The organism is Ferruginibacter sp. SUN106 (assembly GCF_050611765.1).
In the GTDB taxonomy this organism is placed as follows: Bacteria; Bacteroidota; Bacteroidia; order Chitinophagales; family Chitinophagaceae; genus Ferruginibacter.
Map to the genome: position 1 here is coordinate 375,485 of NZ_JBODJC010000005.1, position 14,524 is coordinate 390,008.

Sequence of the window (14,524 nt, forward strand, 5' to 3'; positions counted from 1 at the left end):
AATGCTCAATATGCAATAATAAAATGCATTGCATTAAACTTTATTATTTCTTTTACTGATCAGAAGTACATCCTGATGAGCTGCCTTTAATTGAACATTGAAAGTTGATCATTGAATATTGAACATTCGCCTTCTTACTTCAGCTTCTCTTCTTTCACTCCCGTAAAACTCAGCTTCACCGGCAGTATCATCTCCTTATCATCAAAAAACATTTGTTCAATACAGGTAGCCCTGTTATTAGCGGCAGTTTCGCCAAGTGGCCTGCGGTGGTACACAATATACCAGTGGTCTTTTTTAGTGTTGTGTATAATAGAATGATGGCCTGCACCAGTAGCCACAGCAGAATCCTGTTCTAACACTTTACCCACTCTTTCAAAAGGCCCGAAAGGAGAATCTGAAACAGCATAAGCCACACAATAATCAGGGCCGGTCCAACCGCCTTCGCTCCACATAAAATAGTATTTGTTATTACGCATAAACATAAATGGCCCTTCCACATAACCCTTAGGCGTAATCTCTTTAAACATGGTGCCATCTTTAAAAGGTATAATGGCTGTAAAATCATTTTTTAACCGGGCAATATTGCAATGTTGCCAGCCACCGTAAATAATATAGTACTGGCCATCTTTATCTTTAAATACAAACTGATCGATAGGTTGAGCACCATTATAAAATTTATCAATCAGCGGTTTACCCAGGTAATCTTTAAACGGCCCCTCCGGTTTATCAGCTACAGCCACACCAATACCGCCTTTTTCATTGTCATTTTGAATATCGTTAGCAGCAAAGAAGAAAAAGTATTTTTTACCTTTTTGTACAATAGCAGGTGCCCACATGGCACGTTTGGCCCACTTGATGGCAGTGGTGTCCAGTATGTGTGCATGCGTATTCCAATGCACCAGGTCGGTGGAGGAAAAAGCATCAAAAAAAACCTGCTTATTGTATTTATCAGAATAAGTAGGATAGATCCAGTACTGATTATTGAATATCACTGCTTCAGGATCGGCATACCAGCCTTTAATAATGGGATTGCCGGACGTTACCGGTTGTGCAGCAGCACTATAAGCCGCCGATAAGATAAAAAGGCTGTACATAATACGTTTCATGTATGTAATATAAAACCGGAGTGTGAGGATAAAAAATAATTATTGGAAAGCTAACAGGCAGAAATCCGAAAGGGGCATGGTATTATTTTGATAAAAACACTATAAAACTATCAGTAAAAACCCGATTATTGTTGCAACAACGATAATTATTACTATAAATAAAGCCTGTTTTATTAAATGGGCATCATTATCAAAACCAGCTGAAAGCTACTCCCACAAAGGATTTAGAAAAAAAAAGGATGGTTAACCATCATAAAACACAGCTGAACTTGGTTGTAAAAAGAAAGACGCTCCTATTACCTTTGTGTTAGTAAAGTGAGCGTCTTTAAATTATTCATTAAGCAGACAATCGTTAAAGCCTCACAAATATATAGTGTATTTGGTATAAAAGCGCGGTTTTGTTAAATAATTATTAAGATTTTCATATAGCAAGCAATCGTTAAAGCCCGGCAGTTTCTACTGAAGGGCTATTTTTTTAGCTTCAAATACCGGAAGACATATTTTTTTTGCTAAAAAAAGAAAAAAAATTAATTTTTTTCTTCAGTAATGTAAAAAATTAGCAATTTTGTTGTATATTTGTAATATAGAATTAATCTATATGTGATGAAAAAAGCAAAAAAAATTTTTTACTTTTTTTGCTGAGAGAATAAAGAAGAGGGTTTTTAAAAATAATTTTTTAAGATTTTTCATATAGCAAGCAATCGTTAAAGCCGCTCTATTTCTATAGAGGGGCTATTTTTTTGTCGTTGCGTTTACGCCAATCTTGGAACCAGATTAAAATTTTGCAGTACTTCAATCCTGTTTAAAAAGGGTTTTTACCTCATTGCACCAGCAGTATATTACATGTATATTTGAAATGATTATGGCTTTATGTATCATATTTTTTAAGGTAGCCATTAACAAACGATTGCATTCTGAACTTTAATCTTACACACCATGGCAACAGAACAAATTAAAGAAGACCCACGACTTATTTCATTTAATACACTTCGTAAAACCATTGGCTGGCTGGGCATTTTACTGCCGCTTGCATTGCTTTTTGGAAATTATATTTGTACCGATTGTTGTTGCATGCAGGATTCCATCAGCCATTATTACTATACCATAGTGGGTGGTTTATTTGTAGGTACATTATGTGCTGTGGCTATGTTTTTAATTGCGTACAAAGGTTACCCGGGTGATAAAGATAATATCCTTACCACGCTGGCGGGCATATTTGCGCTGGGCATTGCCTTCTTTCCCACTAACGATAACAGCAGTAACAGGTGTGCCATTTCGCATTTGCCCGATAGTGACATACGTCGTGCTGTACACTTTATCTGTGCCACTATATTCTTTTTATTGCTGGCTGGTATCTCCTTTTATTTTTTTACTAAAAGCAAAGGCCGGGCAACAGAACAGAAAAAAATGCGCAATACAATTTACCGTACCTGTGCTATTTTAATTGTGGTGTTTGTGGCAGCCATTGCACTCTATGCTATTTTTGGAAAACACCTGCACAGCATCGACAAATACCATCCTATATTCTGGCTGGAGTGGGGTGCTTTACTATCATTCGGTACTTCGTGGTTGGTGAAAGGAGAATTAGTGCTGAAAGATAAACCGGAAGATGTTGGATAATCACTGCTTGTATTACTACAAAAAGAGAATATAAAATATCCCGCTGAAAACAGCGGGATATTTTTTGCAAATCACAAATCACAAATCACAAATATTTTTATTAAAACCCATTCTTCTTCAACCAATCCAGGGAATATTGCGCTACTTCCTTCCAGCCACTATCTAAAATCAACGAATGCCCACGGCCTTCAAACAATTTAAATTCGGTAACAACGGCAGTACTATATTTTTTAAGAGAGGCTTTACCTAATACCGGCGGGGCAATATTATCTTTTTCACCACCGGTAATCAATAATGGGCCACGGGTAGTATTAGACGTATTTACTTTTGTTTCCTTACCTGCAAATGTGGCTGTAGCCGCCTGAAAAAGCGGACGGGCAGGAGCAGGTATGGTCCAGCGTTCATATAGTTCTTTTGCTTCTGCTTCGGGTATTGCATTGGCAAAGCCATAGCAAAATTGTTTAAAAGTTAAAGAGACCGCTTTTTTAAAATTGAAAGGGTTGCCCAATACAGGAAAAGATGCTTTGAGCGCAGAAAAAGGTAATTGCCATACCCCTTTAATAGGTGCAGGATCGATGGCCACACCGGCAGCAGCAATACCACGGCCTAGTATTACCTGTGCAATAAGACCGCCAAAAGAATGCCCGATAACAATGGGTGGCTCAGGAAGTGACGCAATTACTGCAGCATAACTGTCTGCAATTTCTGTAACGCCCCTGTTGGCGATAAGTTGTGGATTAGCACGGCATTCGGCAACAGTAGCAGAGTCGCCGGGCCATGGAGGGTTGATTGTGTTATAACCTTGTTGATTGAAAAAATCCATCCAGGATTGCCAGGAGCTGTTATGCATCCATAAGCCATGAATGAACACAACGGTTCTTTGTGCCATGTTAAGTTTGTTTTGGAGTTAATGCAAAAGATACAAAAGGAAGGTGATGTGTACAACAACCATTAAATAGAAGGGGCTTTACTTAAAATGGCTTGTTTACAGGCGAAGAAAAATATTCAATGTACAATATTCAACACTCAATGTTCAATGAAATGCATTGCAGCTTTAAATAAAAACTATTGCAAAAGGAGTAATACTGGTTCAAGATCATATTTAGATTCATCAAAATGCTGCAGCGGTATATTACTAAGTACTGTACTCATTTTTCTAAAATCAAATTTCTCTTTAAACTTGGCATAAGAATTCCTGATCATGGAATGCAATTCATTTTTATCAATTACATCCGGCAGGTCTATTACATAAGAATCTTCTGCCACGTAATCAAGCAGGGGCTCATTAGCATAAGCAAAGTTGCAGGTAAAACGGCAGGCAATACCTTTTTTTTCCAGGGCTCTTTTCTTCTGTACATCCAATGAAATTAATCCGGATAATTTTGTTTCATCTATTTCGGGGAGGTTAACAGGGGGATGGTAAAGCCATTTGGTTACGATAAGCGCTGTTTGTTCTATCACAGGCACAAGGTACAATTTTGCACTTGTTCTCTTACTGCAATGTCTCTGCGCATGCATTAAATTTAAAACAGAGACATTGCAGTGAATAAGAAGCTGATCTATCTAAGGTCGTGCAGGTACAGGTACAAAGCTTTTAATTCGTCTTCGGTATATGCTTTACCTATTGTTTTCCACGGCATAAAATCCGATAATATTTTTCCATCAGGTTTTTTTCCGGTATGCAGTGCCGTTACAAACTGGTCGCTGGTCCATTTACCTGCATAACTGGCGCTGGTGAGGTCTGGTATTGGCGGCTCATCTGGCCCATGAGCAGGGCCACCTTTATAATTAATGCCATGACAACCCTGGCAACTCACCGCAAGGTATTTACCATAAGCTGCTGTAACCTCAGGTTTTATTTCATCAGGATAGTTAGCAGAATGATCAATAGCTTCAGCAGTAAGCAAAGGAAATTTCCCAAAAAAAGTAAGCAGTCTTCCCAAAGGTTTCAGGTGCTTTTCGGGATGTATATTATCAACAGGAGGCAACTGTTTTAAATAACCGATTAAAGCACCCAGCTCTGTGTTACTCAGGTTGGCACTGGTATGCTGGCTGGGCATAAACCATAGCGATTTTCCATCTTTACCCACGCCATGGCGTAATGCACGTATCCAATCCTGGTCGGTATAATTAATACCGCCTTTGCCACTGGTAAGGTTGGCAGTATGTAACAATACTACGGGATTTTTATTATCAAAAAAAGGTATGCCACCATTAGCGTGACAATCGGTGCAACCTTTTATTGCCGATATATGTGATCCCAATGCAAGCGATGCCGAATCACTGGGGATAGTTAATGGTTGAATGTTTACAGCATAGATTTTATTGATACGGGCCTCTGTTTTAAAATATACTACGGCGTAAAATAATAACAGTAATACCAGCAGGCTACCAATTACAATACCCGTCCATTTTAATATTTTTTTTAGCATGGTTGTTTTATTTAATAAAGTGCAGGAAATGTTTTATTGTTCAGAATTTGTATTGTGTAAAGAAGTATTTCTGCTGGGCTGCACCAATTTGTTTTCGGTTGCAGGATGATTAGCAGCAGGGGTATCGCAGGTAGATGTATTGGTCCGGATGAAACTGGTCAGTTCAGTAACGCCGTCGGTATCAAAATAATGGCCATTAACCAAAGTGGCAAAACCATCAACGTTATACTTTAATGCAGTTGTTACCTTATATACATTGCCTTCAGGATAACCCCATTTCCAATCCATGGCATTGTTTACACTAAACAATAAGTATCCATAGTCTTCCATATCGCTGTAAAACAAGAGGTATTTGATCCATTGATTGCCACCCATAAAATTGTAATTATCATCATACCGTGTTGCTTCAAATGCAACAACAGCTGGGTTAAATACGGATCCACCGCTTTGCGAACTGATAGTAACTTTTTTTAAATTGCCTTTGTTGTTGTATTCAAATTTTTGAGCATTGTTGTAAGCAGGATCGAGCAGGTTATGATTTTCTCTTTTTATTAATTGCCCCGCATTATTGTAATGAAAACTGTCAATGCTTATAAGTCCTCCCTGGCCGGGGCGATAATATTTTAATATTGCCGGTAAAAAAGTATTGTCATTATACAAGTAATCAAAATGCACACCACCGGTACCAAAATTTACTTTTAAAAGCCTGCCTTTTGCATCATATAAAATGGTGGCAGGAAAGCCAGAAAGACTCAATGTTACCGGATCGCCTTTTTGATTGTAGACAATGTTCAGCGAAGTGCCGTACAAATCTTCTTCTGTATATGTAACCAGGCATTTTGCATTGGGCATATTATAAGTATCTTTTTGACAGGAAGCTGTAAATACTGCAATAAATGATAGTAGCAAAATGTTGAGCTGTACTGTTTTCATTATAGTGTATTTAAAAAATAAATGAAGTGTTGATAATTGCTGTGATAAATCTCAGTCAGTTGAAGCCAATTTTTATTAGTGTTTTAGTGAGCAACCTTCTTTATGAGTGAGTAGCTTTATTAAGGAGTAGCAGCTATGTTTGCAATGCATTTACCATTCCCTCAAAAAAATGGCTATTCACCAAATGCTTTAGGATATGCAGGATGGTTTACTTATTTTTAAAAATATAGCACCTGATTATGCAGCGGATACTCTTATTAATGGCCTGTTTTATTTTAAGTAGTAGTATAAGCGCTGCACAGGATACCATTAAAATAAACGGACAACCCAAATGGGAGAAAGCAATGGATATTGCGGACCATTGTTTGTTTTACGAAGAAACTTTAAACAAAGCATTTAGTTTTGAAGAAGTAAAAAAACAGGCCTTTGTACCTTATAGGAAAGAGTTAAGAAAACAAAAATTTTCTAACCGGCCATTGATCATCCAATGGCTTAAGTTCACCATTCAAAACACAAGCCAGCTGGATACTGTAAACCTGAGTATCTATACAGTGCATTATTTTACCAGCTTGTACAACAATACAGATTTACTAGGGCGCAGCGGAGCTTATGAAGAAATTGACGAAACTGAAAAAAAGGCTAACTCATCAGCATTCGACAGGGGAAGATTACCTGTTATAATACCCCCCAATACAACAGTTAATTACTGGTTTAGAACAGAAGACCGGCAAAATCAATTGATACCGCCGCAAATTTTGCTGGAAACAAAGTTCATCAGTATGGCCGGGGATATTGAAAGCGGATTCAGCTCCCGCTATCTTTTTCTTATAATGGCAGCAATGGTGGGGTGTTTTATTTTTATCGGCATTTATGCAGCGTACCATTTTTATTTGTACCGGGATAAAGCTTTTGCCTGGTATATTGCTTATGCTGTTGCAGCGTTTTTTTCCGGGTTACACTGGATGGATATCCGCCTGGGAATGAAAATGTTTTCGCCATTAGTGCATGATATTATCTTTTCTGTTTTCGTGTATATTATACCGGTATTATATAGCTTTTTTATTGGCCGCATGTTACAATTGGATGTTCATTTTAAAAAAGGATGGCTGCTGGTAAAACTGCTGGTATCAATTTGTGTAATTCAATTAGTATTGGAATTTACAGAAGTACGCTTTGGCTGGTTTCCTTTTAACCCGGATTATTATGGCATTGTTTTAATACCCGTTCCTATCCTTTTGCTCAATATTGTGTTGTTAATTCTTGCAGCAAAAAGTAAAGACAAGGTGAAATGGTTTTTATTCACCGGTATATTAAGCCTTGTGATATTATGGTGTATGCCGCTATTCAATATTTATGCGCCTTCCGAAAAAATGAAACCAGAGTTATTCCTGATCATTAATTTTCCTATTGTTTTTTTATTATTAGGACTAACTATTGAAGCCATCTGTTTTTCATTTGCCCTTACGTACCGTAGCAAACTGGTGTTGGAAGAAAAAAATGCGTTACAGAAGAATTACAACCTGCAACTGGAAACTGCATTACAACAACGAACCAATGAACTGCAGCAACAAAGCCAGGTACTGGAAGATCAAAAAATAAAACAGATACAAACTGAGTTTGCACAAAAGATCGCCGAAACAGAAATGGTGGCGTTAAGAGCCCAGATGAATCCCCATTTTATTTTTAATTGCCTTAATTCCATCAAACTGTATACTTTAGAAAATGATTCGCAAACGGCATCAGAATACCTTACTAAATTCTCACAGCTTATCAGGTTGGTGTTAGAAAATTCAAGATCAGAAAAAATATCCCTGCAAAAAGAACTGGAAACATTAAAACTATATATCGAACTGGAGGCGATGCGGTTTAAGGATAAAGTAAAATACCAGATCAATGTGGTGCCGCATATTGATCAGCAATATATTGAACTGCCTCCGTTATTGTTACAACCTTATGTGGAAAATGCTATCTGGCATGGATTGATGCATAAACCGGAAGGAGGAAATATCTGCATTGATATTTCCCAACCCGAAGAATATTTATTGCATATTGAAATAACTGATGATGGTATTGGCCGTGATAAAGCAAGTGAACATAAAAGTAAATCTGCCACAAGGCAAAAATCATTTGGTTTAAAGATGACATCAGAAAGGCTGGATGCCATCAATCATATTTATCAAACTAAAACTGAAGTACAGATCATCGATCTGAAAGATGAAACAGGTAATAGCGCCGGTACCAAAGTGATCATCCAAATACCATTATAAAATTATGCTTAAAGCAATTATTATAGATGATGAACCGGACTGCGTGAAATTACTGGCACTGCAGCTGAAGATGTATTGCCTGCAGGTGGAAGTGGTTGCAGCATGCACATCAAGTACAGAAGCACTGGCGCAAATAAAAGCACTGCAACCTGATATTGTATTTATGGATATTGAAATGCCGGTGTTGAATGGCTTTCAGTTACTGGAAAAACTGGGCGATATAAATTTCAGCTTGATTTTTGTAACTGCTTATGACCAGTTTGCTGTAAAGGCGTTTCGCTTTAATGCATTGGATTATTTACTAAAACCTATTGATGGTAAAGAGCTGACTAATGCTGTGGCAAAAGCAATGCAACAAAAACCCGGTACCCAGCAATTGCAATCCTTAAAACAGCAATTGCATGCAGGAGAAAAATACCAGCCGGATAAAATTGCATTGCCTTATCAGAATGGCGTAACTTTTACCGAAATAAAAAACGTACTGTACTGCGAAGCAGATAATAATTACACCCGGTTTTATATTACAGGTGGTCAGCAATATATAGTATCCAAAACATTAGGTGATATACAGGAGGTATTGGAAGAGAGAAATTTTCTACGGGTGCACCGCCAATACCTCGTTAATCTTGATCATATAAAAAAGTATGTAAGGGGGGAAGGTAATTACCTGGTAATGTCGAATGATGAAAATATACCCGTAGCAAGAAATAAAAAAGAAAAATTAATTGAAAGTTTTGGTTGGTTGTAAGTAAAAAGCAACTGGTTTCAGGAATGGTACAAAAAAAGAAGGGCTGGATAGAAATCCTGCCCCGTTTTAAAATCCAATATCCTATGAAAAACCGAGTTACGGAAAGCTGCAGTGGAGCAACAGTCCAATATTTTAAAAAAACTTGTTTATTCTTGTCAGAACTTTATCAATTCAACCCCACTTTACTTTTTCGCTGTTTGATGATGTAAAGTTGCACTATTGTTTCCACATATATAAATTAAGTTATCCAAAGGTTGATTTTAGCTAGTAAATGGTTATAGGTACTTTAATGAAGAACCGGGTTAAAAAATAAACTTACGAAAAAATTAAAAAGCCGGATTTAAAACCAGTGGTTTTAAAAGGAGCACCTATTCGCAAAGCTTAATAGTATCTGTAGTTTTACTGCTAAGTTGTAACTTATTGATCTTGTTGGCTTTATTGTAGTATAAAATGAGAATGCCGTACTTAGTTTGAAAAGCGTCCCAGTTTACATCTTTTATTTTGGGATAGCCCAGCCACTTGAATAAGCTGTTGCGGCTGGCTCCCATCAACGGCAAACTCAATTTGCCTTTAAACTTCTCCCCGATTTCGATATAGCCTCTTTCTGTAAAAAAACTGATATCCTTGTCTTTATAAAAAGCACCAATGCAGCCATTGCCCGAACTGGTTTCCGTTAAATCAGTAAAACAGGGAAACGTAGTTTTAACTTCGCCTAAAGTAGATTTTGCACTCAGGTCGTTATTAATGGTACCTTCCAGCACATCTACATTAAAAACCGGACAAACTGCTGTTGTTTTTAATTGGGCTTTCGTGGCCAATGCAGAGATAGCCATAGTAAAAATTAAAGTGAGCTTTTTCATAATTATTGGTTTATAGTATTGGAAAATTGGTGATGGTGGTAAAGTTTTGGGGTTGTGATTAATGCGGCTTAAAGGCACTATCAGCGTACATAGATTTATTGAACAAGTAATACTTGCCATCATTGTAATTGCGCCAGTACCTGTGTCCATTCAAGTCATAATATAACCTGCCATCAAAACTCTTTGTGGCTACATTATCATTTACTACAATTACTTTAGGTACTGCTACCGGAGTTTTTTTTGTTGCCGGCTTAGCGGAGGTTGTTGCAACGGCCCCGCTTGTTTTAGCGGATGTTACTGAGTCAGTTTGCTGTGGTACCTGTTTTCTGCCGCAGCCCCATAAAAGCAGGGTTGTGGCAATACACAATACAGCCAGGTGTTTTGTAGGCATCGGTTTTTTGGGGAAGTATTTCAATTACTTTACCAAAAAATGTTAAAATGCTGAAGGTGGATAAAAGAAAGTGCTTTTTGAATGTTACTGTCCGCCCACCATCGGGCTGATTACCAGTTGGTTTTTATTATACAGCACAATCTGGGGTTTATCTTTATACAAGGTTACTTTTCCAAAAATACAAACAGCCTTGTCTTTATAGAATTCTTCCGGTTTTTCTTCAAATGTTTTTCTTACATCGGCCCAAATAACAACAGTAAGTGGGTTATTGGGATAAGTACCACCCACATTTAAAAACGTAGGCGTGTCTTTCACTCTTTCTAAAAAAATACCGCCATAGATTTTTCCGCACACTTTTACTGAATCGCCAACATGTTTACTGATATCTTCTAATTTTATTTCTGTTTGAGCAAAAGAAGCGATAGAGCACAGCAGCCCGATGAGGAATAGTGAGGTTTGTTTCATAAAAACATTATTTAAGCGCAAGTTACTATTTTGTACAGTTAATTGTTTACCGCTGTTATAAAATTGATATTTGTGATGTAAGTTTATCAAAAGAAAATAAAAGATGAAAAATGCAGGTAGAATTTTTTTAACTGAAGCTGAAACCGGTTGGGAAGATCTGGGCAATGGAGTACAACGCCAGGTTTTTGGTTATGATGATACGCTGATGCTGGTAAAAGTAAAATTTGAGACAGGTGCAACAGGCGCAATGCACTCACATATACATACGCAATGCACTTTTGTAGCCAGTGGTAGTTTTGAGTTTGTTATAGGGCAGGAGAAAAAAATAATCAATGCCGGTGACGGATGTTTTATGCCTTCCAGTGTATTGCATGGCTGTGTTTGCCTGCGGGCAGGTATGCTGATAGATGCATTCAGCCCGTGCAGGACAGATTTTGTAAATGACACGAATAAATAAAATTGACATACATGTCTTATCTCAAAAAAATTATTACCTGTAGTATTATATTGCTTTTATGCCAGCAAACAAAAGCACAGCAAAAACATGTGTTTGCATTTGATAAAACACAATTTGTGTTAGATGGAAAACCATTCCAGATCATCAGTGGCGAAATGCACCCTGCAAGGATACCGGCACAATACTGGCGCCAGCGTATTCAAATGGCAAAGGCAATGGGCTGTAATACTATTGCAGCTTATTTTTTCTGGAATTATCATGAAATAAAAGAAGGCGTATTTGATTTTAAAACCGGCAATAAAAATATTGCTGAGTTTATGCGTATCTGCCAGCAGGAAGGTATGTGGGTGATTGTAAGACCCGGGCCTTATGTATGTGCAGAGTGGGACTGGGGTGGCTTACCCACTTATCTTTTAAAAATCCCTGATATTAAAATAAGGTGTATGGATAACCGTTATATTGCTGCACTTACCCGCTATGTAAAAAATATCAGTAAAGAAATAAAACCTTTATTGTGCACTAATGGCGGCCCGGTTATTCTTACTCAAATAGAAAATGAATATGGTAGTTATGCCAATGATAAAACCTACCTGCTTACTTTAAAAAAACTCTGGCAACAAAATGGTATTCCTGGTCCGTTTTATACTGCAGATGGAGCAACACCTTATATGCTTGATGCCGGTTCGGTAGAAGGTGCCGCCATTGGCCTCGATTCAGGTGGCAGCGATGCAGATTTTGCCGTGGCTGCAAAACATAATCCCAATGTACCGGTATTCAGTTCAGAAACTTATCCCGGCTGGCTAACCCATTGGAAGGAAAAATGGCAGCGACCAGATACTACTGATCTTAAAAATGAAATAACCTATTTATTAAAGAATGGAAAGTCGTTTAACTTATACGTTATTCATGGCGGCACCAATTTTGGCTTTACTGCAGGAGCTAATGCGTTCAGCGCAACACAGTTTCAACCTGATATTACCAGCTACGATTATGATGCGCCTATTAATGAACAGGGACAGGCAACACCTAAGTATTATATGTTGCGTAACCTCATCAGCCAGTATGTAAAATATAAAATTCCGGATGTACCGGCAGCAATTAAAACGATCGCCATTCCTGCAATAGCATTAACCCCTTTAACCAGTATATGGAGAGAATTACCAGCACCCATTGCATCGCCGCAACCAAAAGCAATGGAATATTACGATCAAAACCAGGGGCTGATATTATACCGTACTAAATTGATAGGGCACAAAAGTGGCAACCTTACTATTACAGAACCACATGATTTTGCATTGATCTTTTTAGAAGGAAAACTTGTTGATACCATTCACCGGGATGGTGGCAGGTGGACGGTTAAGCTACCTAAAACAACAGCGGAAAATCCGCAGCTGGATATATTGGTAGAAGGCATGGGGCATATTAATTTTGCCCAGTGCATGATCGACCGGAAAGGTATTACAGACAGGGTAACCCTTAACGGTATGACGCTGATGAACTGGCAAACTTATTTATTGCCTATGGATGAAAAATTTGTATCCGGTTTACAGCCAAAATACCCTGAAGGATTTAATAATGGTATGTTTTTTAAAGGCAGCTTTACATTAACTGAAACCGGGGATACTTATTTTGATATGTCTATGTACACCCGGGGCATTGTTTATGTAAACGGGCATAACCTTGGCCGCTACTGGAATGTGGGGCCGCAACAAAGATTATATTGCCCTGAAGGATGGCTTAAAAAAGGGAACAACGATATTATTGTGTTTGACCTGCTGCAAAATACTGTAGCAGCTGTAGAAGGGAAAACTGAGATGGAGTAAAAAAATCTATACCCATCATATACTATTGCCATCACTTTGCCTACCTGTGAATTATATAACTTAATAACATAATCATGTAACAGGCCTGTTATTGTAACCCGGTAATTTTATAGGGTTGTTCTGCCATTACTTTTATACCGCAGGGTATATAAATAATGGCAGGCCATCATTTTATTTAAACATTCCCTATAATGAATAATCCCGGAACAATATCCTATCCTCAGCGGCTCAGTTATAAACTTTTAATGATCTTGCTGATAGGTTTTATTATTTACATTGGCCATGGTGTATTAGTGCCCATTTATTTTTCAGTTCTCTTATCTATTTTATTATTACCGGTTACAAGGCTGTTGCAAAAAATATATTTTCCTGCAACGCTGGCAAATTTTACAGCAGTAATATTTGCATTGGCTTTAATTGCCACTATAGTATATTTTCTTTCTTCTCAAATGGCGGGCTTTTTTAACGATATACCTTCTATCAAGGAACACCTGAATGAGCACCTGGACACTTTACAAAAATGGGTAGCACAAAAGCTCCATATAACAACAGCCCAGCAAAAAGTGATCATCGAAAATGCCAGCCAGGGTGTAAAACAAAATGGCGGTACACTTATCGGCAAAACTTTTTTAGGCGTATCAGAAACCATACTTATTGTGGTGCTGGTAGCTATTTATTCTTTTCTTATTCTTTGTTACAAGCAAATGATAAAAAGATTTTTGTTTGCAGTTTTTAAAACAGAACATAAAGAAAGCCTGGAGCATGTGATGATCGAATCCAAACAGATCATTCAAAAATATATGACCGGCCTGATCATTGAAATGGCAATTGTAGCTACCGCTAACTCGGTAGTGCTGTTAATAATCGGTGTTAAGTATGCGGTCTTTTTAGGTGTACTGGCAGGTGTGCTCAACATCGTTCCATATATTGGTTTTTTTACCGGGCTGGTTTTTACGGTACTGGTTACCATGGGTAATTCATCTGGTATGAATAGTATTTTCTGGATCATTGTAAGTATGGAAACCATTCATTTTTTAGATTCCAATTTTTTAATGACAAAAATTGTAGGTTCTAAAGTAAAGGTGAATGCACTGATGACCATTGTAGGTGTTGTAATTGGCGGAACACTCATTGGCCTGCCGGGCATATTCCTGGCATTACCCACTATTGCCATTCTCAATGTAATATTTGCACAGATCGATACACTTAAACCCTGGTCTATTTTATTAAGCGATGATAGCGGAGATATTCCTCAAAAGAGAATAATGCGGCATTTACAAAAACTTAAACTCAAAAAGAAATAGTACAAGTTAACCTTGGCTTATTATTACTTTATGCCACAGTAAAGCTCACCTTTATCTTCCGCACTTATAAACTTACCTACACCTATAATTTTAGAAACAATAAATTAAGGGATAAACG

14 protein-coding genes are annotated in these 14,524 nt (G+C 37.6%); 6 read left to right on the forward strand and 8 right to left on the reverse strand.

Features of this window, described 5'->3' with window-relative positions:
* Positions 1-134 precede the first annotated feature (134 nt).
* On the reverse strand, positions 135-1,106 hold the full coding sequence (locus ACQ334_RS21070) for a glycoside hydrolase family 43 protein (protein WP_430990248.1): 972 nt from the start codon (positions 1,104-1,106) through the stop codon (positions 135-137).
* A 936-nt stretch (positions 1,107-2,042) separates the two neighbouring features.
* On the opposite strand from ACQ334_RS21070, the gene ACQ334_RS21075 reads away from it, so the two are divergent.
* Positions 2,043-2,726, forward strand: coding sequence for a hypothetical protein (locus ACQ334_RS21075; RefSeq protein WP_430990249.1), 684 nt, complete (start codon positions 2,043-2,045; stop codon positions 2,724-2,726).
* Positions 2,727-2,826: 100 nt separating this feature from the next.
* Here ACQ334_RS21075 and ACQ334_RS21080 read toward each other — a convergent pair whose 3' ends face one another.
* The 4 genes from ACQ334_RS21080 to ACQ334_RS21095 all read right to left on the reverse strand — a co-directional run bounded on the left by ACQ334_RS21080 (position 2,827) and on the right by ACQ334_RS21095 (position 6,091).
* Positions 2,827-3,615, reverse strand: coding sequence for an alpha/beta hydrolase (locus ACQ334_RS21080; RefSeq protein WP_430990250.1), 789 nt, complete (start codon positions 3,613-3,615; stop codon positions 2,827-2,829).
* A 176-nt stretch (positions 3,616-3,791) separates the two neighbouring features.
* Positions 3,792-4,193 carry a hypothetical protein gene (locus ACQ334_RS21085; RefSeq protein WP_430990251.1) on the reverse strand — a complete coding sequence of 134 codons (402 nt, stop codon included), beginning with the start codon at positions 4,191-4,193 and terminating at the stop codon, positions 3,792-3,794.
* Positions 4,194-4,285: 92 nt separating this feature from the next.
* Positions 4,286-5,158, reverse strand: a complete 873-nt coding sequence (locus tag ACQ334_RS21090) for a c-type cytochrome (protein ID WP_430990252.1) — start codon at positions 5,156-5,158, stop codon at positions 4,286-4,288.
* A gap of 33 nt (positions 5,159-5,191) precedes the next feature.
* On the reverse strand, positions 5,192-6,091 hold the full coding sequence (locus ACQ334_RS21095; protein WP_430990253.1) for a hypothetical protein: 900 nt from the start codon (positions 6,089-6,091) through the stop codon (positions 5,192-5,194).
* Positions 6,092-6,330: 239 nt separating this feature from the next.
* Here ACQ334_RS21095 and ACQ334_RS21100 point away from each other — a divergent pair, with 239 nt between their 5' ends.
* Together ACQ334_RS21100 and ACQ334_RS21105 are read left to right on the forward strand one after the other, a co-directional pair.
* Positions 6,331-8,358: a histidine kinase gene (locus ACQ334_RS21100; RefSeq protein ID WP_430990254.1), complete on the forward strand. Its 2,028-nt coding sequence runs from the start codon at positions 6,331-6,333 to the stop codon at positions 8,356-8,358.
* 4 nt (positions 8,359-8,362) lie between these two features.
* Complete coding sequence (locus ACQ334_RS21105; RefSeq protein ID WP_430990255.1) at positions 8,363-9,106, forward strand: LytR/AlgR family response regulator transcription factor; 744 nt, start codon at positions 8,363-8,365, stop codon at positions 9,104-9,106.
* Positions 9,107-9,474: 368 nt separating this feature from the next.
* Here the strand turns inward: ACQ334_RS21105 and ACQ334_RS21110 are convergent, their stop codons facing one another.
* The 3 genes from ACQ334_RS21110 to ACQ334_RS21120 all read right to left on the reverse strand — a co-directional run bounded on the left by ACQ334_RS21110 (position 9,475) and on the right by ACQ334_RS21120 (position 10,822).
* Positions 9,475-9,966, reverse strand: a complete 492-nt coding sequence (locus ACQ334_RS21110; RefSeq protein WP_430990256.1) for a hypothetical protein — start codon at positions 9,964-9,966, stop codon at positions 9,475-9,477.
* A 58-nt stretch (positions 9,967-10,024) separates the two neighbouring features.
* Positions 10,025-10,357, reverse strand: a complete 333-nt coding sequence (locus ACQ334_RS21115) for a hypothetical protein (protein WP_430990257.1) — start codon at positions 10,355-10,357, stop codon at positions 10,025-10,027.
* An 84-nt stretch (positions 10,358-10,441) separates the two neighbouring features.
* Entirely contained in the window at positions 10,442-10,822 is a 381-nt protein-coding gene (locus ACQ334_RS21120; RefSeq protein ID WP_430990258.1) for a hypothetical protein, read from the reverse strand.
* Positions 10,823-10,925: 103 nt separating this feature from the next.
* On the opposite strand from ACQ334_RS21120, the gene ACQ334_RS21125 reads away from it, so the two are divergent.
* The 3 genes from ACQ334_RS21125 (at position 10,926) to ACQ334_RS21135 (ending at position 14,406) form a co-directional block, all read left to right on the forward strand.
* The gene (locus ACQ334_RS21125; protein WP_430990259.1) at positions 10,926-11,279 is read left to right on the forward strand and encodes a cupin domain-containing protein; all 354 of its coding nucleotides are present in this window, start codon (positions 10,926-10,928) and stop codon (positions 11,277-11,279) included.
* An 11-nt stretch (positions 11,280-11,290) separates the two neighbouring features.
* Positions 11,291-13,102, forward strand: coding sequence for a beta-galactosidase (locus tag ACQ334_RS21130; protein WP_430990260.1), 1,812 nt, complete (start codon positions 11,291-11,293; stop codon positions 13,100-13,102).
* A gap of 191 nt (positions 13,103-13,293) precedes the next feature.
* Positions 13,294-14,406 (forward strand): AI-2E family transporter, encoded by a 1,113-nt coding sequence (locus tag ACQ334_RS21135; RefSeq protein ID WP_430990261.1) that lies wholly within the window; start codon positions 13,294-13,296, stop codon positions 14,404-14,406.
* Positions 14,407-14,524: the final 118 nt, after the last annotated feature.

Bases quoted from the DNA above. Each gene is read 5' to 3' on its own strand.
- ACQ334_RS21135 (WP_430990261.1), top strand. From the start codon at position 13,294: ATGAATAATCCCGGAACAATATCCTATCCTCAGCGGCTCAGTTATAAA.
- ACQ334_RS21130 (WP_430990260.1), top strand. From the start codon at position 11,291: ATGTCTTATCTCAAAAAAATTATTACCTGTAGTATTATATTGCTTTTA.
- ACQ334_RS21110 (WP_430990256.1), bottom strand. From the start codon at position 9,966: ATGAAAAAGCTCACTTTAATTTTTACTATGGCTATCTCTGCATTGGCC.
- ACQ334_RS21115 (WP_430990257.1), bottom strand. From the start codon at position 10,357: ATGCCTACAAAACACCTGGCTGTATTGTGTATTGCCACAACCCTGCTT.
- ACQ334_RS21070 (WP_430990248.1), bottom strand. From the start codon at position 1,106: ATGAAACGTATTATGTACAGCCTTTTTATCTTATCGGCGGCTTATAGT.
- ACQ334_RS21095 (WP_430990253.1), bottom strand. From the start codon at position 6,091: ATGAAAACAGTACAGCTCAACATTTTGCTACTATCATTTATTGCAGTA.
- ACQ334_RS21125 (WP_430990259.1), top strand. From the start codon at position 10,926: ATGAAAAATGCAGGTAGAATTTTTTTAACTGAAGCTGAAACCGGTTGG.
- ACQ334_RS21105 (WP_430990255.1), top strand. From the start codon at position 8,363: ATGCTTAAAGCAATTATTATAGATGATGAACCGGACTGCGTGAAATTA.
- ACQ334_RS21120 (WP_430990258.1), bottom strand. From the start codon at position 10,822: ATGAAACAAACCTCACTATTCCTCATCGGGCTGCTGTGCTCTATCGCT.
- ACQ334_RS21090 (WP_430990252.1), bottom strand. From the start codon at position 5,158: ATGCTAAAAAAAATATTAAAATGGACGGGTATTGTAATTGGTAGCCTG.
- ACQ334_RS21075 (WP_430990249.1), top strand. From the start codon at position 2,043: ATGGCAACAGAACAAATTAAAGAAGACCCACGACTTATTTCATTTAAT.
- ACQ334_RS21100 (WP_430990254.1), top strand. From the start codon at position 6,331: ATGCAGCGGATACTCTTATTAATGGCCTGTTTTATTTTAAGTAGTAGT.
- ACQ334_RS21080 (WP_430990250.1), bottom strand. From the start codon at position 3,615: ATGGCACAAAGAACCGTTGTGTTCATTCATGGCTTATGGATGCATAAC.